The following is a 20,230-nucleotide window of genomic DNA, read 5'->3' as shown; positions in this document are numbered from 1 at the left end:
GTCCCGGCGAGCGCTGGTCTCGCCGGGACGGGGCCCCGATGTGTTCCGGAGGCGCCCCGGTGTGTGTCCCGGAGGCGCCCCGCGGTCAGCCCAGCAGGCGCCGCAGGTTCAGCCTGCCCCACAGCAGGCTGGTGGCGAAGGACAGCGCCATGACCGCGGCGAGCAGACTGACCAGCAGCGCCGCCGCCGCCGGGCCGCTCAGGTCCGGCGACACCAGGGGGCTGACCAGTTCCTCGACGAAGAGCACATGAACCATGTACGCGCCCAGCGCCGCGCCGGCCAGCTTCTGCAGGAGCGGCCGGTGCTTCTCGGGAATCCGGACGCGGCTGATCAGCAGCAGCACGCAGACGCTCATGGCGGCGACGAACAGATGGGCGTTGGGGATCACGTAGTGGATCTGTGTGTTGTACCAGAGGCACCCGGCCATGGTGATCGGCAGCAGGGCGAACAGCAGCCAGCGCGGCCGGGCCTCTCCCGCCGACAGGGCGAACAGCATGGCGCCGCCGACCGCGTACACCAGGGAGTAGGTGCCGAAGCCCCAGGCGACCGAGGGCATCTCCCGCCCCGTCACCTCGGAGAAGGTGCTGAGCACGCTCGGCAGCACCGCGATGCCGAGCAGGGCGGCGCCCAGGCCCCAGGGCCGCTTCCCGTTCTTGATCAGCATCGCGAAGGCGAGGAAAGCGATGATCGGGATGTAGTTGTACATGAACCACAGGTGGTAGGCGGGTTCCACGGAGCCGAAGAGAGAATCCGTCGCCAGTTCGGTCATCGGGCGCTCGTTACGGTCCCGCAGCCAGGCCCAGACCAGGTAGATCGCCGTCCACGCGAAGAGCGGAACGGTGTTCCGGACGATCCTCTTCCACATCCTGCCGCTGTCGCGCGGGGGTGCCCCGACCAGCACGGCCCAGCCGGCGATCGCGAAGTACATGGGCACGGCGAACGGGTTGATCGCCTCGGCTATGTGCCCGGCCCAGTACGGCCCGGCCCCGTTGGCCGCGTCGTTCCCGGTCGCGCCGATGAACTGCGACCCCACATGCCCCAGCATGACGGTGCCCGAGCAGATCAGCCGCATCAGGTCGATGTCGAAGCGGTGTTCCCGCGGCTGGGCGCTCTGCCCGGAAGGTGGGGGGCTACTCTGCTGCGGCACTCGCACGGCTGTCTCATTCGGCACCGCGCAACTATCGACCAGATATGTGTACGGCAGTCGAACAGCAGGCCAAATCCACGGGACGGACAGCCAACGTATCGGCGTCGCCCGGCACGCCACCCGATGCCGGTCCCGCACGTGCGGTATACCCGCGGGACGTTCGATTCATGACCGCTGCGGGCGGACTTGGTGATGGCCTCGATGGCGGACTCGGTGATGGCCCCGGTGGCGGACCCGGTGATGGACGCGGCGGTGCCGTCGTGGCCGCGTCCCTCGGGCTGCGCTTCGCGGTCGGTCGAACGGGTCGGGGGAACGGGCCGGGGAAGTGCTCCCCACCGAGCTGCGGGAACGGGTGCGTTACCAGGAACGAATGAGTAACCAGCCCTGACCTGACCCGGCATGAGCGACCGGACCGCACCCACCCCGCCGCACACCCGCAACCGGCGGAACGCGGCGCCGCGGTGGCTGGGGTTGCCGCGGCGAGCGGTTCAGCGGTGCGGGTGCTTCTTGACGGCTTCGAGGAAGCTGGTGAAGACGGCGGCGGGGAAGGTGAGGAGGCCGTGGGCGGGGTCCTTGGAGTCGCGTATGGCGATGTGGTTGGGCAAGTTCGCTATCTCGATGCAGTCGTTGCCGTCGCCCTCACCGGAGTAGGACGACTTCCGCCAGTTGCCAGAGGTGATCATGGGATGCCTCACAGCTCCTTCGCCAGCTTGTGGATGAAGTCACGCGACCGGTCAGGGTCAAGTGACGCGGCCTCCGCTTTACGGAACAGCTTTCCAAAAGCGCTGAGCAGCAGGCGCCGGCGGAACGCGGCGCCGCGGTGGCCGGGGTTGCCGCGGGGGCAATTCAGCAGTGCGGATGCCGCTTGAGGGCTTCGAGGAAGCTGGTGAAGACGGCGGCGGGGAAGGTAAGGGGGCCATAGGCGCGGTCCTTGGAGTCACGTATGCCCACTCGGGTGCGGTGGTTGGCGATTTCCACACAGGAGTCACCGTCGCCGGGGCCCGAGTAGGACGACTTCCGCCAGTTGTCGAGGGTGTCCATGAGGTGCCTCACAGCTCGTTAGCCAACCGGTGGTTGAAGTCACGTGACCACTCGGGGTCACATGGCGCGACCCCGCTTTACAGAAGAGCGTTCGAACGGCGCTGAGCAACGAACACCGGCGGAACGCGGCGCCGGGGTAGCCGGGGTTGTCACAGGGGGCGATTCAGCGGTGCGGATGCTGCTTGAGGGCTTCGAGGAAGGTGGTGAAGACGGGAGTGGGGAAGGTAAGGGTGGCTCGGGTGGGGGTCTTCGAGTCGCGGATGGCTATGTGAGTGGAGACGGTGGCGACCTCCACGCACTCGTTGCCGTCGCCCTCGCCGGAGTATGACGACTTCCGCCAGTTGTCGGGGGTGATCATGGGATGCCTCACAGCTCCTTCGTCAGTTCGTGGATGAAGTCCCGTGACCGGTCGGGTTCAAGGGATACATCCTCCACCCTACGGAAGCGTCTTCGGTAGGTGTTGAGCTGAGCTTCGGAGTCAATGAAGACAGAGCCATGAGGTGCATCCCGTACCACGGTGTCCAGTTTGGGCAGGGGACCGTTCACATACGTCATCGTGCTGGAGGCGCTGGCGAAGCCGTCCAGGTCGAAGGGGATGATGCGCACGGTGACGTGGTCCGCTTCGGAGATTTCGAGGAGTCGGGCGAGTTGGGCTCTTGAGGTGGCGCGGTCGCCGACTCGGATCCGGAGTGCCGCCTCATGGATCACCGCTTCGTACGGGACGGTGAACTCCTGACGGGCTTTTCGGTGCCGGATGCGCAACTCAACTTCTTCGCTGGTCAGTTCCGGCAGCCTGGACGAAAAGACGGCACGCGAGTAGTCCTCGGTCTGCAGCAGGCCAGGCACGTACAGGATGGCCACGTGACGGAGGAACCCGGCGTGGTGCTCCAGCTCGGACAGGTCCAGGAACGGCGTGGGCAGCATGCCTCGGTACTCCTCCCACCAGCCGCGTGTTCGGTCAGTGGCCATGGCGACGAGGGTGTCGATGAACTGGCTATCCACGCACGCGTAGTTGGCCGCAAGGCGACGCAGGCGCTTCTCGCTCACGCCGGAGAGGCCGGACTCGATCTGGTTGATCTGTGTGGAACTCACCCCGAGCAGTGCTGCCGCTTCACGGCCCGAGAAACCTGCCGCGTCGCGAAGTCGGCGCAGCTCGACGCCCAGGCGCAACTGACGTGCTGTTGGTTCGCGCCTCAACCCCGCCATGAACTGCTCCTTGTGTTCAACGCGCTTGTAAGCGTGACTCGTTCGAGGGCCAGATTAGCGATCCACTTGCTAGACCTGGAAATCCAGGTCTAGCGTCAGTGACGCAATGCATGCGCAGCGATAGTGCACCGCGGATGCGGCGATGCCAACCGTATGCAAATCCCCCTCATCTCACCTGAGTTGATGACGCATGCCCGAAACCTGGGACTACACCCTCTACATCCCCAACGACCTCAGAGCCGTCACGGTGTGCCGTCGGACCCTGCGCCTGATCCTGACCCTGCATGGGCTGATCGGCCTCGTGGACACGGCGGAGCTGCTCGCAGCGGAGTTGGTCTCCAACGCCGTGCGGCACACCAAGGGGCCCGCCGCGCTCCGGGTGCGCCGCTCCCCGGAGGGCATGGTGTGGATCGGCGCCTGGGACACCGACCCCGAACCGCCGCCTCCGCCCCAACCGCTGGGCCGGGGCGCCGAGTCGGAGGAGGGGCGGGGTCTGGCACTGGTGACGGCCTGCGCCGACTACTGGGGCTGGCGGCCCTCGGCCCGGTTCGGCAACCGGGGCAAGTACGTGTGGTGCGAACTCGCGGCTGCCTGAGTAGGCAGGCCGGGCAGTCACCGCGGGTGATCGTCGGTGCGTGTCGGCCGTGTCATCGCGGCGTCTGTCTCGTTGATCTCGTCGTACGGAAAGGAGAGCTGATGGTCGGCTCGTCACATGAGGCGCTGCACCGGATCTTCCAGAAGGACCCGGCTCTGCTGACCCGGGCGTTACAGCGGGTGCTGCACGTGCCCTTCCCCGAACCCCGGGAGATCGCCGCGCTGAACGTGGATCTCACGGAGATCGAGCCCGTCGAGCGGCGGGTGGACACGCTGCTGCGGGCGGAGACGGACGAGGGGACGTACCTCCTCGTGGTCGAGTCGCAGGGCAAGGTGGACGACCGGAAGCGGGGCAGCTGGGCCTATTATCTGGCGTATTTGTACGAGAAGTACCGCTGTGAGCCCGTGCTCATCGTCATCACCCAGAACAGTGCCACGGCCAAGTGGGCGTCGAAGCCCATCCGGTTCGGTTTCCCGGGCTGGGACTCGCTGACCGTACGGCCGCTGGTGCTGGGCCCGGACAACGTGCCGGTGATCGCCGATGAGCGGCAGGCCGAGCGGGATGTACCCCTTGCGGTGCTCTCGGCGATGACACACGGGCGGGGCCCGCAGTCCGCCGCCATACTGGAGTCCCTGGCAGCCGCCCTGCGGACCGTCGACTCCGACAGCGCAGCGGTCTTCGTGCAGTTCGTCGACTCATGCCTGGCCGATCCCCAGGCGAAGCAGATGTGGAGGGACTTGATGACGGCGATCCAGTACTTCTGGCGACACCCACTGGCCGAACAGGTCCGCGAAGAAGGACGTGAACAAGGACGCGAAGAAGGACGGGAAGAAGGGCGTGAACTGGGCCTGGAGCAGGGTCTGGTACAGGGCCGCGCCGAAGGCAAGGAAGCAGGCAAGGAGGAAGGCAAAGAGGAAGGCAAAGCTGAGGGTAAAGCCGAGATGGTCCTCCGCATCCTCGAATGGCGCGGCATCCCGGTATCCCAAGCCGTCCGCGACCTGGTGAGCGCCAGTACGGATCTGCATCAGCTTGAGGTGTGGGCCCAGCGCGCCATGCACGCCACCAACGCCACGGACCTGTTCGCCGACGAGTAAACACGTGAACCGCCGGGCCGCCCGCTCACCTCTCACCCGCGTTGGAGCGGGCCGAGTCGGGTGGCCCGGAGCGTCTCCACCAAGCAGACATCGAGGGACTTGATGACGGCGATCCAGTACTTCTGGCGACACCCACTGGCCGAACAGGTCCGCGAAGAAGGACGGGAAGAAGGCCGTAAAGAAGGCCGTAAAGAAGGCCGTGTCCAGGCGTGGCGTGAGACGATCCTGTCCGTTTTGGGAAGACGTGGCATCCCGGTGCCCCAAGCCGTCCGCGAGCGGGTGAACGCCTGCGCGGATCTCGGCCAACTCGAAGTCTGGCTCCGACGAGCCCTCCACGCCACGAACGCCACAGATCTGTTCGCCGACGAACTGAGTCAGGCGAACCGCCGGGGCACAGCGGCACAATGACGAGGGCGGTGTCATCGCGCCTCACCCACCCTCATTCAGGGGAGCCAATCTGATGTACGACTACGACCTCCTGGTCGTGGGATCGGCCAACGCCGACCTGGTGATCTCCGTCGAGCGCCGCCCGGGCGCAGGCGAGACCGTGCTCGGTTCCGACCTGGCCGTCCACCCCGGCGGCAAGGGCGCCAACCAGGCGTTCGCCGCAGCCCGGCTCGGGGCCCGTACGGCGCTGCTTGCCCGGGTCGGCGACGACGCGTACGGGCGGCTGCTGCTCGACTCGCAGCGGGCGGCCGGTGTGGACACGGTGGGCGTCCTGGTGGGCGGCGCGCCCACCGGGGTCGCGCTGATCACCGTGGACCCGTCCGGCGACAACAGCATCGTGGTGTCGCTGGGCGCCAACGGGCGGCTGACCCCGGCGGACGTACGGGCCGCGGGCGGCCTCTTCCACGCCTCCCGGGTGGTCTCGGCGCAGTTGGAGGTCCCGCTGGAGACGGTCGTGGAGGTGGTACGGAGCCTGGCCCCGGACAGCCGTTTTGTGCTCAACCCGTCGCCGCCGCAGGCCCTGCCCCAGGAGGTGCTGACCGCCTGCGACCCGCTGATCGTCAACGAGCACGAGGCGCGGGTGATCCTGGGCGAGGGCCGGGTGGGCGACCGGCCCGAGGACTGGGCGCGGGTCCTGCTCGCGAAGGGTCCGCGGTCGGTGGTGGTGACCCTGGGCGCCGAGGGCGCGCTGGTCGCCGATGCCGACGGGGCCGTCCGGGTGCCGTCGGTGGGGGTGGCCGCCGTGGACACCACGGGCGCCGGGGACGCGTTCACGGCGGCACTGGCCTGGCGGCTCGGGGCGGGCTCCGGCCTGGCCGAGGCCGCCGGGTACGCGGCCCGGGTCGGGGCGGCGGCCGTCACCCGGCGGGGCGCCCAGGAGTCGTACCCGACCGCCGCGGAGGTCGACGCGTTGTGAAGAAGGCGGGTCTCGCCGCCGACCGACAACTCTCCGGCGGGCCAGCCGAGTTGGGCCACGGCGACGGTGTGCCGGGGGTCCCGGGGTGCCGGGGTGCGACACCGGCCCCCTGCCGACACCTCGCTGCCTGCGGCGGGTCGTGGACCCGGCCCTCCGGGCCGCCGCCCGCCTGATCGTCCGTACCGGCGAGGCCCGCCCGTACGCGAACGTGCTGCTGGGCTTCGGGGTGTGCTGCCAGCGGCCGTACGGCACCGCGAAAGGCGACCGTACCGCGTTGCTCCGCAGGGCACCGTACGGCGCCGTTCGTTGAAGAGGTCGACCTCGATCGGTCCGGTGCAGTCGGCCGCGTCCACGTCGGGTTGTTCGAGGAGACGAACGAGCGGGCCGCTTGGCCGTATGGTCGGCTCGGGCGGCCGACGCGCAGGTCGGGGACGGACGGCCGCCCTCACGGGGGCGGCGGCACACAGGCCCCGTACCCTCTCACGACGACATGCGCGACCGGAGGACGACGAGATGACGGTGACCCTGGCGGACGTGGCGGCCCGCGCCCAGGTCTCGCCCGCGACGGTGTCGCGCGTACTGAACGGCAACTACCCGGTGGCCGCCGCGACGCGGGAGCGGGTGCTGCGCGCCGTGGACGAGTTGGACTACGTCCTCAACGGGCCCGCGAGCGCGCTGGCCGCGGCCACCTCCGACCTGGTCGGCATCCTCGTCCACGACATCGCCGACCCGTTCTTCGGCGTCATGGCAAGCGCGATCCAGAACGAGATCGGCGGGCCGGGCGGGCGCGCGGGCGGCGAACGGCTGGCCGTCGTCTGCAACACCGGCGGCTCGCCGGAGCGCGAACTGACGTATCTGACGCTGTTGCAGCGGCAGCGGGCCGCGGCCGTGGTGCTCACCGGCGGCGCCGTGGAGGACGCCCCGCATGTGGCCGCGGTGGCGGCGAAGCTGCGCAAGCTGGCCGAGGCGGGCACCCGGGTGGTGCTCTGCGGGCGCCCGCCGACGCCGGGCGCCGAGGTCGTCGCCCTCACCTTCGACGACCGCGGCGGCGGCCGGGAACTGACCGAGCACCTGATCGGACTGGGCCACCGCCGCCTCGGCTACATCGCGGGCCCCGCGGAACGCACGACCACCCGGCACCGGCTGGAGGGCCATCGCGCGGCGCTGTCCGCGGCCCGCATCGACGAGGACCCGCGCTGGACGGTGCACGGCCGCTACGACCGGCGCGCCGGTTACGAGGCGACGCTGGAGCTGCTGCGCCGGGACCCCTCGCTGACGGCGGTGGTGGCCGCGAACGACTCCGTCGCGCTCGGCGCATGCGCGGCGCTGCGCGAGTCCGGACTGCGCATCCCCGAGGACGTCTCGGTGGCCGGTTTCGACGACCTGCCGTTCAGCATCGACGCGGTGCCCGCGCTGACGACGGTCCGCCTGCCGCTCGCCGAGGCCGGCGCACGCGCGGGTCGCATCGCGATGGGCCGCGAGGAGGCACCCCCCGGCGGGATCGCAACGATCCGGGGCGAACTGATGGTCCGCGACTCCTCCACACCGCCACGCCGATAGCCCACGAGCACCTGGCGAGCACCTGGCGAGACCGCTCGCGGGGTGGCATGGACGGGGGCGGGACGGTGGTCTAGCCTCAAGGTGAGGGAATCTCTGACTGAGTCAACCATCATCGGAGTCAACCATCATCGGATCAGATCCTTCGGAACCGCCCGAGGATCGGACCATCGGGGCCGCATCATGACCGTCCAGGACATCCGCGCCTTCAACCGCTTCTACACGAACCTCATCGGCGCCCTCGACTACGGCCGCCACCTGTACGCCCCCTACACCCTCACCGAGTCCCGCGTCCTGTACGAACTCGCGCACTCCTCCCGTACGGACGCCGCCGACCTGCGTACCGAACTCTCCCTGGACGCGGGGTACTTGAGCCGGATCCTGAACAGGTTCGAGCAGGACGGGCTGATCGAGCGAGCCCCCTCCGACAAGGACCCGCGGCGCCGGCGCGTCAGCCTCACCCCGCGGGGCCGGGAGGCCGCCGACCTGCTCGACGAGCGGGCCCGGGACAGCGTGGGCTCGCTGCTCGGCTCCGTCGATCCCGGCGACCGGCCGCGGCTCACGGAGGCGATGCGGACCATCCGGGGCATCCTGGGCCCGGACGGCCACACCCCCGGCCACACCCCCAGCCACACCCCCGGCCCGGCCGCCGGCCGCGAGGACGTCGCGCTCCGCGAACCCCGGCCCGGCGACCTCGGCTGGATCGTGCAGCGCAATGCCGCGCTGTACACCGCCGAGTACGGCTGGAACTCCGACTATGAAGGGCTGGTCGCCCGCATCGTCGCCGACTTCGCGGAGGACCACGACCCGCGTCTGGAGCGGGTGTGGATCGCCGAGGACCAAAGCGGACGGCCGGTGGGCTCTGTGATGTGCGTACGGGACGAGGCGCCCGCGACCGCCCGGCTGCGGCTGCTGCTCGTCGAGCCCGAGGCGCGCGGGCTCGGGCTCGGGGACCGGCTGGTGGGCGCCGTCGTCGACTTCGCGCGCGAGGTCGGCTACCGGGACCTGGTGCTGTGGACCAACGACGTGCTCGCCGCCGCCCGGCGCATCTACCAGCGCCATGGCTTCGTGCTCGTCGCCGAGAAGCCGCACCGCTCCTTCGGCCGCGATCTGAACGGGCAGGACTGGCGGCTGGATCTGCACGGAACGCGGTGAGTGACAGTAAGGTCCGTGGTCATGAAGTTCGCCTTCTCCACCCTCGGCGTCCCCGGTCTGCCCCTGTCCGAGGTGCTGGCCCTCGCGACCGCACACGGTTTCCACGGCGTCGAGTTGCGCGCCCATCCCGAGGAACCGGTGCACCCGGGCCTCGGACCCGCCGAACGGGCCGACGCGGCCGCCGCGTTCAGGGCGGCCGGGGTCGAGGTGCTGGGCCTCGCCGGGTACGCGTGGGTCGCCGCGCCCGGCGCCGACGAGCCCGTACTCACCGAGATCCGGCGCCTCCTCGAACTCGCCCATGACGTGGGCGCGCCCTTCGTACGGGTCTTCCCCGGCGGGGGCGACCAGTCCGCTGCGGACGCCGACGCGACCGCCGTCCGGCGGCTCGCCGGTGCCGCCGAGCGGGCCGCGGCCCTCGGCGTCCGCATCCTGCTGGAGACCCATGACTCGCACCGCACCGGTGCCGCCGCGAGCCGGGTGCTCGGTGCGGTCGGGCACCCCCAGGTCGGTGCGCTGTGGGACGTGATGCACACCTGGCTGGGCGGCGAGCAGCCCTCGGAGACCTACGAGGCGCTCGCCCCGTACCTCGGCTACGTCCAGGTCAAGGACATCGCCTCGGCCGACGACACCACGCCGCTGCTGCTCGGCTCCGGGGTGCTGCCGCTGACCGAGTGCGTGGACGTGCTGTGCCGACACGGCTGGGACGGCTGGCTGTGCTGGGAGTACGAGAAGCGGTGGTACGAGTCGGCCGCACCGTTGCCGGGCCTGCTGGGCGCGGGCCGCGCGCACCTGGCGCGACTGCTGAGCGAAGCGGCGTAGCGAAGCGGCGTGGCGAGGCGGCGTAGCGGCGCGCCAAGGCGCTGGCGGGCTGTGCGCGGCCGGGCGGGGCAGGCAGGCTGTACGGCCGGGTGCGCCGCCAGTGCGCTTCGGGGCCGAAGGGCTCGGCCCGGCTTCCCGGAGAACGGCAATGGGGGTGAGGGCACGGGAGCGTGGGTACTGTGCGTTCTCTTGACTGGCAGAAACTTCCCGGATATTGGTGACTCCTCGGAAGTTTCCTTCAGTGGTTCACCCTGCATCTCCACGGATCCCCCTCCGGAAGGAGCGCACGTGCACGACACGAGCGCGGGAAACACCGCTCGGCCCGCCAGACGCACCGTCCTCGCCGCGTCCGCGGGCATCACCGCCGCCCTGGCCGTCGGCGGCACCACCGCCCTCACCGTCGGCGGCACCGCACACGCCGACTCCGCCCGCAGCGACAAACGACTCCGCGCCCTCATCTCCCGTATGACCCTTCAGGAGAAGGTCGGCCAGCTCTTCGTCATGCGGGTGTACGGGCACTCGGCCACCGTCCCCGACCAGAGCGACATCGACGCCAACCTGAACGAGATCGGCGTACGGACCGCCGCCGAGCTGATCGCCAGATACCACGTCGGCGGCATCATCTACTTCACCTGGGCGCACAACACCAAGGACCCCCGCCAGATCGCCGAGTTGTCCAACGGCATCCAGCGGGCCTCCCTCGACCAGCCCCGCGGGCTGCCCGCCCTCATCGCCACCGACCAGGAGCACGGCATCATCTGCCGGATCGGCAGGCCCGCGACCCTCTTCCCGGGCGCGATGGCCGTCGGCGCGGGCGGCTCCCGCTCCGACGCCCGCACCCTGGGCCGCATCTCGGGCGCCGAGCTGCGCGCGATGGGCATCAACCAGGACTACTCCCCCGACGCCGACGTGAACGTCAACCCGGCCAACCCGGTCATCGGCGTACGGTCCTTCGGCGCCGACCCGGACGCCGTGGCGGGGCTGGTGGCGGCCGAGGTGACGGGATATCAGTCGTCCGGTGTCGCGGCGACCGCCAAGCACTTCCCCGGGCACGGCGACACCGCCGTGGACAGCCACTACGGCTTCCCCGTGATCACCCACAGCCGGGACCAGTGGGAGGCGCTCGACGCCGCCCCGTTCCGCGCGGCGGTCGAGGCCGGCATCGACTCGATCATGACCGCGCACATCCAGTTCCCGGCCCTGGACGACTCGGGCGACCCGGCCACCCTCTCGCGTCCCATCCTCACCGGCATCCTGCGCGAGGAGCTGGGCTACGACGGGGTCGTGGTGACCGACTCCCTCGGCATGCAGGGCGTGCGGACCAAGTACGGCGACGACCGGGTGCCCGTGCTCGCGCTGAAGGCGGGCGTCGACCAGCTCCTCAACCCGCCGAGGCTCGACGTGGCCTGGAACGCCGTGCTGGAGGCCGTGCGCGGCGGCGAACTCACGGAGGCACGGCTCGACGCATCGATCCTGCGCATCCTGCGCCTCAAGGCCCGGCTCGGCCTGTTCGACCACCCGTACGCCGACGCCGACCGGGTCGGCCGCGCCGTCGGCACGCCCGCGCACCTGGCCGCCGCCGACCGGATCGCCGAGCGTACGACGACCCTGCTGGTCAACGAGGGCGGCATCCTTCCGCTGTCCCGCCGGACGCACCGCGACCTGCTGGTGGTGGGCGCCGATCCGGCCTCCCCGTCCGGTACGACCGGCCCGCCCACCGGGGTCCTGGCCGCCGCCCTCACCGAGCTGGGCTTCACGGCCACCGCGCTCTCCACCGGCACGGACCCCTCCGACGCCACCGTCGCCGAGGCGGTGGCCGCCGCCCGGGACGCGGACGCGGTGGTCGTGGGGACGTACAACGTCTCGGCGACCAGCTCCCAGAAGTCCCTTGTCGAGCAGCTCCTCGCCACCGGGAAGCCGGTCGTGGCCGTCGCCGTCCGCAACCCGTACGACGTCGCGCATCTGCCGTCCGTACCGGGCTACCTGGCGACGTACTCATGGACCGACGTGGAACTGCGCGCCGCCGCCCGGGTGATCGCCGGACGGGTCGGGCCGCGGGGCAGGCTGCCGGTGCCGGTGCAGCGGGCGGACGATCCGGCCCAGGTGTTGTACCCGATCGGGCACGGGCTGTCGTACTAGGCGTACGCCCCGCATCGGGCGTACCACCGCCAACAGGCGGAAAACCTCCCGAATGTCTGGCGTGTGCCCGCCGCCGCGGGCCACGCTGGACGGGGTGTCCGGGGGGAGCGCGATGCGCGGGAGACGTTTCATGGGGGTGGTGTGCGCGCTGTCGGCGCTGGTCACCGGCCTGCTGGCGGGCTGTCGGGGAGCGTCGGGCGATGCCGGGGACGGTCCGCCCGGCGGGCCGTCGGCGGCGAGCCGGACCGCGGGGTACGGCGCGCGGTTCCTGGCGGTCGGCGAGTGCAGCTCGTTCGGGACGACCCGTTTCGCCGAGGTGCCCTGCACCGGTGAGCGGGCGGCGGCCCGGGTCGTCGCCCGGTACGACGGCGCGGTCGGCGACGGCCTGCCGTGCCCCGCGACCACCGACTTCGTGCTGCACATCAGCGCGCGGCAGCCGACCGGCGAGGGCAGCGAGGACGGAGAGGACGGAGAGGGCACGTTCCCGGTGGGCTACGCCTGTATGCGCCGGCTGGAGCCGCCGCACCCGGGCGACCCGGGCGGCGGGGGCGGCCCCCGCACCATCGCCGGGGACTGCGTCTACGGCACCGGCGCGGGCCAGGTACGGGAGACGGCCTGCGACGGCTCGGGGTCACGGAAACCGCAGTTCAAGGTGGTCGAGACGGTCACCTCAAGGGACCGGTGTCCGGCCACGACCGCGCTGTACGTGCAGCTCGGCGGTGAGCGCCCGGTGGGCTGCGCCCGCCGCCTGTAGGGCGGGCGCAGCACCGTGCGTCACGGACGCAGCGCCGGTTCGCGCTCCATGTCACGGACGTCCAGCCGGGCGTCGTAGCGGGCCAGCGGGCGGGCCGCCGACGGGTCCGCCGCGACCGCCGGGGAGGCGACGCCCGCCCAGGTGAGGATGCGGGCGGTGGCGAGCGCCTTCTCGTCGGCCACCAGACCGGCCACGTTCGCGCCGTGGTTCATGCCGGGCGCGGTGACCACGTACGAGTCCCGCGCGCCGTGGCCGAGGCGGAACCGCTCGGCGCCCCAGGGGTCGTTCTGGCCGTAGACGAAGAGCATGCGGGTGGCGTGGTGGCGGACCCAGGTGTCCACGTCGCGCATCGCGTACGGCCAGAACGTCATCGGGATGGACCGCGGCACGAAGTTCCGGGGCGGCTGGTAGCCGTACTTGATGTACTTCTTCTCGATGTACGAGAAGTGGATCGTCGGCGCGCCCAGTTGGGTGCCCGCCTGGTAGTAGTACGGCGTGTACGACTCCAGGCCCTGGTCGGTGTAGGCGGAGAAGCCGGAGATCGTGTCGACGGAGTCCCAGATCTCCTGGTCGGTGGCGTGCTCGGCGTCCGCCGGGACGGTGTCGCAGTCGGACAGCCCGCTGTACTGCCAGAAGCCCCAGACGTAGTCGAGGACGACGGCCTCGTAGGCGCGGTCCAGGCCGCCGATGGTGCTGAAGGTGTAGCCGTTGTCGGCGGCGTACGCCGTGTACGTCTTCTCCAGGGCCTCACGGCGTACCAGTGCCTCCCGCTGGACCGCGTTCAGCCGGTCCCGGCACTCCTTGGTGCCGACGGTCGCGAAGAACCGGTCATAGGCCGAGTCCTCGTCGTTGACCACGTCGTTGGGGGCCACGTACGCCACGACGCCGTCCATGTCTCGCGGATAGAAGCGCTCGTAGTAGGTGGCGGTCATGCCGCCCTTGGAGCCGCCCGTCGCGAGCCAGTTGGCGGGGTAGATCTTCTTCAGGGCCGTGAAGATGCGGTGCTGGTCTGCGGCCGCCTGCCAGATGTCCAGCTTGGACCAGTCGGCCGGGGACGGGCGGGACGGAGTGAAGAACCGGTACTCCATGGAGACCTGGTTGCCGTCCACGATCTGGGTCGGCTCGCGGCGGCCGGGGGTGGTGGAGACGTTGTAGCCGCCGGTGTAGAAGACCGTCGGGCGGGAGACGTCCTTGTGCAGCACGGTGATCCGCTGCTGGAACGTGCCCTTGGCCGGGTCCCGGTGGTCGACCGGCTGGGTGTAGGTGAGGACGAAGAAGCGGTAGCCGGTGTAGGGCTTCTCCTCGACCAGGCTCATGCCCGGTATCGCGAGGAGCCGTTCCTTGATGTCCGTGCCGCCGGTGGTGACCGACCCGGCAGCGGTGGCCACGCCCGCCGTGCTCACGGTGCCTATGAGCACCGTGAGCGCGAGCAGCCATCTGAGCGCCTTGCGCATGCACCCTCCCTGTGAAACGGATGTGCGCCGGAAGCTATCGGAGCAACTCGCTTCACACCAGGGGGTGTTGGGGGTGTTAGGGGTGTTGGAGGGATTGGCTCAGCGCCCGGTCGGCGGGGCGGGCCGCGTCAGCGCGGCCAGCCTGGCCGGCGAGGTCAGCGGAATCGGCGGGGTCAGCCTCGTCGGCGAAGTCAGCACAGGATCCAGCCGGAACTCACCGAGCCGCGGTCCACCGAACCCCTGACCCATACGCACCGGTGCCCGGCGTGCACCCGCACCGGGCCCGCCCGGAGTGCATAGCGACCCTGGTCCACGACCGGGCGGTTGCCGCGGGCCTGCACGCTGACCGACATGGTGCGCTTGGTACCGGACCTCTTGGGGAGCGTGACCGCGCAGACGTAGCCGTTGCGCTTGTAGATGTGCACGGTGCCGGTGGAGAAGGGCAGGGACTTCACCTTGCGCCCGGCGCAGGACCCGTCCGACGCCGCCAGCGCGCCGCCGGGCACCGCAAAGGCGAGCGCCCCGGAGGCGGCCAGCACGGCCACGCCGAGTGCCAGCCGTCTGCGCATCGCACCACTGCCCACTGTCGACCCTCCCATGTCACGGCCGCCGCACGGCCGTCGGCGGTGCGGCGGTGAACGTACTGATGTACGGACGCACGACATACGTCCAAGGTTGCACGGCCATGGGCGGTGGTGGGCCGACCGGTTGACGGCACATCAGTCGACTGACGGCGTGTCGGCCGACGCACCGTCCGCCCAAGATGACGCACCGTCCGCCCAAGATGACGGGCAGATCAGCCCGAGATGACGCATCGTCAGCCCGGGACGCCGACCGGCTCCTCGGGCTCGGACTGGCCGACGAAGGTCCGCCACAGTTCGGCGTACCGTCCGCCGCGCGCCAGCAGCTCCTCGTGGGTACCGTCCTCGGCGACCCGCCCGTGGTCCATCACGACGACCCGGTCGGCGCGCGCGGCGGTGGTGAGCCGGTGGGCGACGACGAGTGTGGTGCGGCGGCCCGCGAGCCGGTCGGTGGCCTGGTTGACCTGGGCCTCGGTGGCCAGGTCGAGGGCCGCCGTCGCCTCGTCGAGGAGCAGCACGTCGGGGTCGACCAGCTCCGCGCGGGCCAGCGCGATCAGCTGCCGCTGGCCCGCCGAGAGATTGCGGCCGCGCTCGGCGACCTCGTGCAGATAGCCGCCGAGCCGGGCGATCATGTCGTGCGCGCCGACCGCCCGGGCCGCGGCCTCCACCTCGGCGTCGGTGGCGTCGGGGCGGCCGTAGGCGATGGCGTCGCGGACGGTCCCCTGGAAGAGGTACGCCTCCTGCGGGACAACGCCCAGGCGGTGCCGGTAGGAGGTGAGGTCGAGGGCGCGCAGATCGGTGCCGTCGACCGTGACCCGGCCGGCGGTGGGGTCGTAGAACCGGGCCACCAGCTTGACCAGGGTCGACTTGCCGGCCCCGGTCTCGCCGACGAAGGCCACGGTCTGCCCGGCGGGTATCCGCAGGTCTATCCCGGTGAGGGCCGCCTCGCCGAGCGCGCCCGACCCGTCGGTGCGGTACGCGAAGTGCACGTCCTCGAAGGCGATGTCACCACGCAGACGGGGCACGTCGAGCGGCGCGGCGGCGGACTCGGTGGACGTCGGCTCGCGCAGCAGCTCCCGGATCCGGCCGAGGGAGACGGACGCCTGCTGGTAGCCGTCGAAGACCTGGGAGAGCTGCTGCACGGGGGCGAAGAACAGGTCGATGTAGAGGAGGTAGGCGACCAGGGCGCCGGTGGTCAGGGTGGCCGCCTCGATCCGGCTCGCGCCCGCGATCAGTACGGCCGCCGCGGCGACCGAGGCCAACAGCTGGACGAAGGGGAAGTAGACGGAGATCAGCCACTGGCCGCGGATACGGGCACCACGGTAGCTGTCGCTGCGCTCGGCGAACCGGCGCGCGCCGTCCCGCTCCCGCCGGAACGCCTGCACGATGCGCAGCCCGGACACCGACTCCTGAAGGTCGGCGTTGACCACCGACACCCGCTCGCGGGCCAGTTCGTACGCCTTCACGCTGGCCCGGCGGAAGAAGACGGTGGCGACGAGCAGCGGCGGCAGGGTGGCGAAGACGACCAGCGCGAGCTGTACGTCGATCACCAGCAGGACGACCATGATGCCGAAGAAGGTGACGACCGAGACGAACGCGGTGACCAGCCCGGTCTGCAGGAACGTGGACAGCGCGTCCACGTCCGTGGTCATCCGGGTCATGATCCGGCCGGTCAACTCCCGCTCGTAGTAGTCGAGTCCGAGCCGCTGGAGCTGGGCGAAGATCTTCAGACGCAGGGAGTACAGGACGCGTTCGCCGGTGCGCCCGGTCATCCGGGTCTCGGCGATCTGCGCCGCCCACTGCACGAGGACGGCGACCAGGGCGAGCAGCGAGGCCGCCCAGACGGCGCCCAGCGCCATCCGGCCGACGCCCTGGTCGATGCCGTGCCGGATCAGGACCGGCAGCAGCAGGCCCGTGCCCGCGTCGACGGCGACGAGCAGCAGGCTGACGAGCAGGGGGAGGCCGAAGCCGTGCAGCAGGCGCCGCAGGCCGTACGACCGCTCCGGCCGGACGGCCCGTGCCTCGTCGATGCCGGGGGTGTCGGTCGCCGGGGGCAGCGCCTCGACCTGGGCGAGCAGTTCGGGGGTGGCCGGGGTGCCCGCGAGGGCTGTGTCCTTGGGGTTCTTCGGTTCGCGGTCGCCGCTCCACAGGCGCGGGGTCACGCCGCGCTCGGCGTCGAACTCGGCGTCCAGTTCCTCGCGTACCGAGGTGTCCTCCTGCGGTACGACGGGCCGGGCGTGGCCCGGGGAGACGCCGCCGAGTTCGTCGGGGTCGGTGAGCAGGCGGCGGTAGAGGGCGGACCGTTCCTGGAGTTCGTCGTGGGTGCCGATGTCGGCGAGCCGGCCGGCGTCGAGGACGGCTATTCGGTCGGCGAGGCCGAGGGTGGAACGGCGGTGGGCGATGAGCAGGGTGGTCCGGCCCTCCATGACCTGCTTCAGCGCCTCGTGGATCTCGTGCTCGACGCGGACGTCCACGGCGGAGGTGGCATCGTCGAGGACCAGCAGCCGCGGGTCGGTGAGCAGGGCGCGGGCCAGGGCGATGCGCTGGCGTTGGCCGCCGGAGAGGGTGAGGCCGTGTTCGCCGACCTTGGTGTCGTAGCCGTCGGCCAGCTCGGTGACGAAACGGTCCGCCTGGGCGGCGCGGGCGGCCTTCTCGATCTCCTCGAAGGTCGCGTCCGGGCGGCCGTAGGCGATGTTGGCGCGCACGCTGTCGGAGAAGAGGAAGGAGTCCTCGGGGACGAGGCCGATCGCGGCCCGCAGGGAGTCGGAGGTCAGCTCGCGCACATCGTGGCCGCCGATCAGGACGGCGCCGTGGGTGACGTCGTAGAAGCGCGGCAGCAGCAGCGAGACCGTCGACTTGCCGGAGCCGGAGGAGCCGACCACGGCCAGGGTCTCGCCCGGACGGATCTCGAAGCTCAGCCCTTGCAGGACCGGGTGGCCCGGGTGGTACCCGAAGGACACGTCGTCGAACTCGACGGTCGCGGGGGCGTCGGCGGGCAGGGTCTTGGTGCCCTCACGCAGGCTCGGCTCGGTGTCGATCAGCTCCAGGACACGCTCGGTGCCGGCCCGGGCCTGCTGGCCGACGGTGAGCACCATGGCGAGCATGCGGACCGGGCCGACCAGCTGGGCGAGGTAGGTGGAGAAGGCGACGAAGGTGCCGAGGGTGATGTGGCCGCGCACCGCGAGCCAGCCGCCGACGGCCAGCATGGCGACCTGGCCGAGGGCCGGTACGGCCTGGAGCGCGGGCGTGTACGTGCTGTTCAGCCGGATGGTGCGCAGGCGCCCGGCGAACAGCCGGCGGCCGACGTCGCGCAGCTTGCCGGTCTCCTGTTCCTCCTGTCCGAAGCCCTTCACCACGCGTACGCCGGTGACGGCGCCGTCGACGACGCCCGCGACGGCGGCGGCCTGGGCCTGCGCGTACCAGGTGGCGGGGTGCAGCCGGGAGCGGCTGCGCCGGGCAATCCAGCCGAGGGCGGGGGCGACGGCGAGGGCGATCAGGGTCAGCGGCAGCGACAGCCAGGCCATGACGGCCAGGGAGACCAGGAAGAGCAGGACGTTCCCGATGGTCATCGGGAGCATGAAGAGCAGGCCCTGGATCAGCTGGAGATCGCTGGTGGCGCGGCCGACCACCTGGCCGGTGGACAGCTCGTCCTGGCGGCGGCCGTCGAGCCGGGTGATCGTCTCGTACATCTCGGTCCGCAGGTCGTGCTGGACGTCGAGGGCGAGCCGGCCGCCGTAGTAGCGGCGGACGTAGGCGAAGACGTAGACCAGCAGGGCGGCGCCGATCAGGGTGCCCGCCCAGGGGGCCATGGCGCGGCTGTGGTCACCGATCACCTCGTCGATGATCACCTTGGTGACCAGCGGGACCAGCGCCATCACGGCCATGCCCGCGAGGGAGGAGCCGAGCGCGAGAACGACGTCCTTGGGATACCGCCAGGCATACCCGGCCAGCCGCCTCGCCCATCCCCGCTCCGCTACCACGCCGCCGCCTCCCACGTCGTCCTGCGTCGTCCTGCTCCGTCGCAGGATCAACGCCCGGAGCACCGGATTTCATCCCCCCGCAACAAACCACTCCGTTGGGTTCGGCGGGGTGCGGGCGGAGCCGGGTCCGAGGCGGAGCCGATTCCGGGACGGCCGATTCCGGGACGGCCGATTCCGGGACGGCCGATTCCGGGACGGCCGAGTCCCCGCTGTGGGCGGTTTCGGGATCCGGGCGGTTCCGGCTCGGCAAGTCGCCGAACATGCCCGGTTCCGGCCGCGGGCGGCTCTGGGGCAGCCGTTCTCTCGCTCACGGAGCCCGCGCGTACTCTGCGGAAGGCGATGAACGCGGAGACAGCGGAGACATCCGTGGGGGCGACGAATGCCGTCCGGTGACCCCCGGACGTAAATGCCGCCTAAGAACTGAACGGACCATGGAAGACCATGGAAATGGGCACCGAACTTCCCGAGGATGCGATCCTCCCCCTGATCCGGGAGCACACGGGCCCGGTCACCGGGATCCGGCGGACCGAGCGCGGCTTCAGCTCGGACCTGACGGCCATGGTCGACTGCGCGAAGGGCCCCTTCTTCTTGAAGGCCATGCGCAACCGGCCCGGTGGCCGACGGAAGTCCCTCATCAGGGAAAGACGGATCAACGCCTACCTCGGACACCTCTCGCCACCCCTGCTGTGGGACGTGGAGGCGGAAAACTGGCTGGTCCTGGGCTTCGAAGCGGTCGACGGCCGCTCGGCTGACTTCGCACCCGGCTCGCCGGATCTTCCCCTGGTGGTGGACGCCCTCGGGCAGATCGGCCGGCTGCCCCTTCCGGAGATCGCCCGAGAGTGGACCGATATCCGATGGGACCGGTTCGCCACCGGTTCGGAGGCTGAGCTGTTCCGGGGTGACTTTGACTCGCTTCTCTACACGGACATCAACCCGAGCAACATGTTCGTAGCCGGGCGCCGCGTGTGGGTGGTGGACTGGGCATGGCCGACCAGGGGGGCGGGCTTCATGGATCCTGCGCTTCTCGTCGGTCAGCTCATCGCGGCCGGCCACACCCCGGACGGGGCGGAGAAGTGGGCGGCCCAGTTGCCCGCATGGCGCAGGGCCGATCCGAGGGCGATCGATGCCTTCGCCGTCGCCAACGTTCGGATGTACCGCGCCTTCGCCGAGCGGAAGCCGGATGAGGACTGGCCGAAGGCCATGGTCGAGGCCGGCCGGGCGTGGACCGACCACAGAGGGGTCACGGCGGAGTAGGCGCCGGCACACGCACACCCCCACGGCCCACAACAACGCCCCTCGCATGCCCCTGGCACGCGACTCGCAGGCCCCTCGTACGGTCGTGGGC

The 20,230-nt window shown here is 70.9% G+C and carries 18 protein-coding genes and 2 pseudogenes; 11 read left to right on the top strand and 9 right to left on the bottom strand.

All coding sequences use genetic code 11. The features are described from left to right. Nucleotides 1-85: 85 nt before the first annotated feature. The 6 genes and pseudogenes from ACWEKM_RS17865 to ACWEKM_RS17840 form a co-directional block, all read right to left on the bottom strand. Nucleotides 86-1,171: an acyltransferase gene (locus ACWEKM_RS17865; protein ID WP_451622124.1), complete on the bottom strand. Its 1,086-nt coding sequence runs from the start codon at nt 1,169-1,171 to the stop codon at nt 86-88. A gap of 464 nt (nt 1,172-1,635) precedes the next feature. After that, the gene (locus ACWEKM_RS17860; protein WP_451622123.1) at nt 1,636-1,830 is read right to left on the bottom strand and encodes a DUF397 domain-containing protein; all 195 of its coding nucleotides are present in this window, start codon (nt 1,828-1,830) and stop codon (nt 1,636-1,638) included. An 8-nt stretch (nt 1,831-1,838) separates the two neighbouring features. Next, nucleotides 1,839-1,937, bottom strand: a pseudogene (locus ACWEKM_RS17855) (transcriptional regulator); the annotation flags it as partial. Between the two features lie 56 nt (nt 1,938-1,993). Next, the gene (locus ACWEKM_RS17850) at nt 1,994-2,188 is read right to left on the bottom strand and encodes a DUF397 domain-containing protein (protein ID WP_451622122.1); all 195 of its coding nucleotides are present in this window, start codon (nt 2,186-2,188) and stop codon (nt 1,994-1,996) included. A 163-nt stretch (nt 2,189-2,351) separates the two neighbouring features. After that, the gene (locus tag ACWEKM_RS17845) at nt 2,352-2,546 is read right to left on the bottom strand and encodes a DUF397 domain-containing protein (protein ID WP_451622121.1); all 195 of its coding nucleotides are present in this window, start codon (nt 2,544-2,546) and stop codon (nt 2,352-2,354) included. 8 nt (nt 2,547-2,554) lie between these two features. Beyond that, a complete protein-coding gene (locus tag ACWEKM_RS17840; protein WP_451622120.1) occupies nt 2,555-3,394 on the bottom strand; it encodes a helix-turn-helix domain-containing protein in 840 nt (279 codons plus the stop codon). 190 nt (nt 3,395-3,584) lie between these two features. Between ACWEKM_RS17840 and ACWEKM_RS17835 the strand changes: the two genes are divergently transcribed. From ACWEKM_RS17835 to ACWEKM_RS17790, 10 genes and pseudogenes are all read left to right on the top strand, one after another. Then, on the top strand, nt 3,585-3,989 hold the full coding sequence (locus ACWEKM_RS17835; RefSeq protein WP_451622119.1) for an ATP-binding protein: 405 nt from the start codon (nt 3,585-3,587) through the stop codon (nt 3,987-3,989). Nucleotides 3,990-4,090: 101 nt separating this feature from the next. Further along, a complete protein-coding gene (locus tag ACWEKM_RS17830; protein ID WP_451622118.1) occupies nt 4,091-5,083 on the top strand; it encodes a hypothetical protein in 993 nt (330 codons plus the stop codon). 102 nt (nt 5,084-5,185) lie between these two features. After that, nucleotides 5,186-5,491 (top strand): hypothetical protein, encoded by a 306-nt coding sequence (locus ACWEKM_RS17825; protein ID WP_451622117.1) that lies wholly within the window; start codon nt 5,186-5,188, stop codon nt 5,489-5,491. Nucleotides 5,492-5,543: 52 nt separating this feature from the next. Next, entirely contained in the window at nt 5,544-6,446 is a 903-nt protein-coding gene (locus ACWEKM_RS17820; RefSeq protein ID WP_451622116.1) for a ribokinase, read from the top strand. Between the two features lie 148 nt (nt 6,447-6,594). Next, nucleotides 6,595-6,675: pseudogene (locus ACWEKM_RS17815) on the top strand (RbsD/FucU domain-containing protein); the annotation flags it as partial. Between the two features lie 284 nt (nt 6,676-6,959). Further along, nucleotides 6,960-8,006 carry a LacI family DNA-binding transcriptional regulator gene (locus ACWEKM_RS17810; protein WP_451622115.1) on the top strand — a complete coding sequence of 349 codons (1,047 nt, stop codon included), beginning with the start codon at nt 6,960-6,962 and terminating at the stop codon, nt 8,004-8,006. 180 nt (nt 8,007-8,186) lie between these two features. Continuing rightward, nucleotides 8,187-9,158, top strand: coding sequence for a bifunctional helix-turn-helix transcriptional regulator/GNAT family N-acetyltransferase (locus tag ACWEKM_RS17805; RefSeq protein WP_451622114.1), 972 nt, complete (start codon nt 8,187-8,189; stop codon nt 9,156-9,158). Nucleotides 9,159-9,179: 21 nt separating this feature from the next. Further along, the gene (locus ACWEKM_RS17800) at nt 9,180-9,977 is read left to right on the top strand and encodes a sugar phosphate isomerase/epimerase family protein (protein ID WP_451622113.1); all 798 of its coding nucleotides are present in this window, start codon (nt 9,180-9,182) and stop codon (nt 9,975-9,977) included. 288 nt (nt 9,978-10,265) lie between these two features. Next, the gene (locus tag ACWEKM_RS17795; RefSeq protein WP_451622112.1) at nt 10,266-12,116 is read left to right on the top strand and encodes a glycoside hydrolase family 3 protein; all 1,851 of its coding nucleotides are present in this window, start codon (nt 10,266-10,268) and stop codon (nt 12,114-12,116) included. Nucleotides 12,117-12,228: 112 nt separating this feature from the next. After that, on the top strand, nt 12,229-12,870 hold the full coding sequence (locus ACWEKM_RS17790; RefSeq protein WP_451622111.1) for a hypothetical protein: 642 nt from the start codon (nt 12,229-12,231) through the stop codon (nt 12,868-12,870). A gap of 20 nt (nt 12,871-12,890) precedes the next feature. Here the strand turns inward: ACWEKM_RS17790 and ACWEKM_RS17785 are convergent, their stop codons facing one another. The 3 genes from ACWEKM_RS17785 to ACWEKM_RS17775 all read right to left on the bottom strand — a co-directional run bounded on the left by ACWEKM_RS17785 (nt 12,891) and on the right by ACWEKM_RS17775 (nt 18,885). Next, nucleotides 12,891-14,324 carry a S28 family serine protease gene (locus tag ACWEKM_RS17785; RefSeq protein ID WP_451622110.1) on the bottom strand — a complete coding sequence of 478 codons (1,434 nt, stop codon included), beginning with the start codon at nt 14,322-14,324 and terminating at the stop codon, nt 12,891-12,893. A gap of 191 nt (nt 14,325-14,515) precedes the next feature. Beyond that, nucleotides 14,516-14,893: a hypothetical protein gene (locus ACWEKM_RS17780; protein WP_451622109.1), complete on the bottom strand. Its 378-nt coding sequence runs from the start codon at nt 14,891-14,893 to the stop codon at nt 14,516-14,518. A 248-nt stretch (nt 14,894-15,141) separates the two neighbouring features. After that, nucleotides 15,142-18,885 carry an ABC transporter ATP-binding protein gene (locus ACWEKM_RS17775; RefSeq protein WP_451622126.1) on the bottom strand — a complete coding sequence of 1,248 codons (3,744 nt, stop codon included), beginning with the start codon at nt 18,883-18,885 and terminating at the stop codon, nt 15,142-15,144. A 447-nt stretch (nt 18,886-19,332) separates the two neighbouring features. On the opposite strand from ACWEKM_RS17775, the gene ACWEKM_RS17770 reads away from it, so the two are divergent. Continuing rightward, entirely contained in the window at nt 19,333-20,139 is an 807-nt protein-coding gene (locus tag ACWEKM_RS17770) for a hypothetical protein (protein ID WP_451622108.1), read from the top strand. Nucleotides 20,140-20,230: the final 91 nt, after the last annotated feature.

This window comes from Streptomyces sp. NPDC004752, from assembly GCF_053601275.1.
Note: the sequence above shows the minus strand (reverse complement) of the source record. Positions and strands in the feature narration are given on the sequence as shown.

Bases quoted from the DNA above. Each gene is read 5' to 3' on its own strand.
- ACWEKM_RS17770 (WP_451622108.1), top strand. From the start codon at position 19,333: ATGGGCACCGAACTTCCCGAGGATGCGATCCTCCCCCTGATCCGGGAG.
- ACWEKM_RS17820 (WP_451622116.1), top strand. From the start codon at position 5,544: ATGTACGACTACGACCTCCTGGTCGTGGGATCGGCCAACGCCGACCTG.
- ACWEKM_RS17835 (WP_451622119.1), top strand. From the start codon at position 3,585: ATGCCCGAAACCTGGGACTACACCCTCTACATCCCCAACGACCTCAGA.
- ACWEKM_RS17780 (WP_451622109.1), bottom strand. From the start codon at position 14,893: ATGCGCAGACGGCTGGCACTCGGCGTGGCCGTGCTGGCCGCCTCCGGG.
- ACWEKM_RS17810 (WP_451622115.1), top strand. From the start codon at position 6,960: ATGACGGTGACCCTGGCGGACGTGGCGGCCCGCGCCCAGGTCTCGCCC.
- ACWEKM_RS17830 (WP_451622118.1), top strand. From the start codon at position 4,091: ATGGTCGGCTCGTCACATGAGGCGCTGCACCGGATCTTCCAGAAGGAC.
- ACWEKM_RS17790 (WP_451622111.1), top strand. From the start codon at position 12,229: ATGCGCGGGAGACGTTTCATGGGGGTGGTGTGCGCGCTGTCGGCGCTG.
- ACWEKM_RS17845 (WP_451622121.1), bottom strand. From the start codon at position 2,546: ATGATCACCCCCGACAACTGGCGGAAGTCGTCATACTCCGGCGAGGGC.
- ACWEKM_RS17840 (WP_451622120.1), bottom strand. From the start codon at position 3,394: ATGGCGGGGTTGAGGCGCGAACCAACAGCACGTCAGTTGCGCCTGGGC.
- ACWEKM_RS17785 (WP_451622110.1), bottom strand. From the start codon at position 14,324: ATGCGCAAGGCGCTCAGATGGCTGCTCGCGCTCACGGTGCTCATAGGC.
- ACWEKM_RS17860 (WP_451622123.1), bottom strand. From the start codon at position 1,830: ATGATCACCTCTGGCAACTGGCGGAAGTCGTCCTACTCCGGTGAGGGC.
- ACWEKM_RS17800 (WP_451622113.1), top strand. From the start codon at position 9,180: ATGAAGTTCGCCTTCTCCACCCTCGGCGTCCCCGGTCTGCCCCTGTCC.
- ACWEKM_RS17825 (WP_451622117.1), top strand. From the start codon at position 5,186: ATGACGGCGATCCAGTACTTCTGGCGACACCCACTGGCCGAACAGGTC.
- ACWEKM_RS17850 (WP_451622122.1), bottom strand. From the start codon at position 2,188: ATGGACACCCTCGACAACTGGCGGAAGTCGTCCTACTCGGGCCCCGGC.
- ACWEKM_RS17805 (WP_451622114.1), top strand. From the start codon at position 8,187: ATGACCGTCCAGGACATCCGCGCCTTCAACCGCTTCTACACGAACCTC.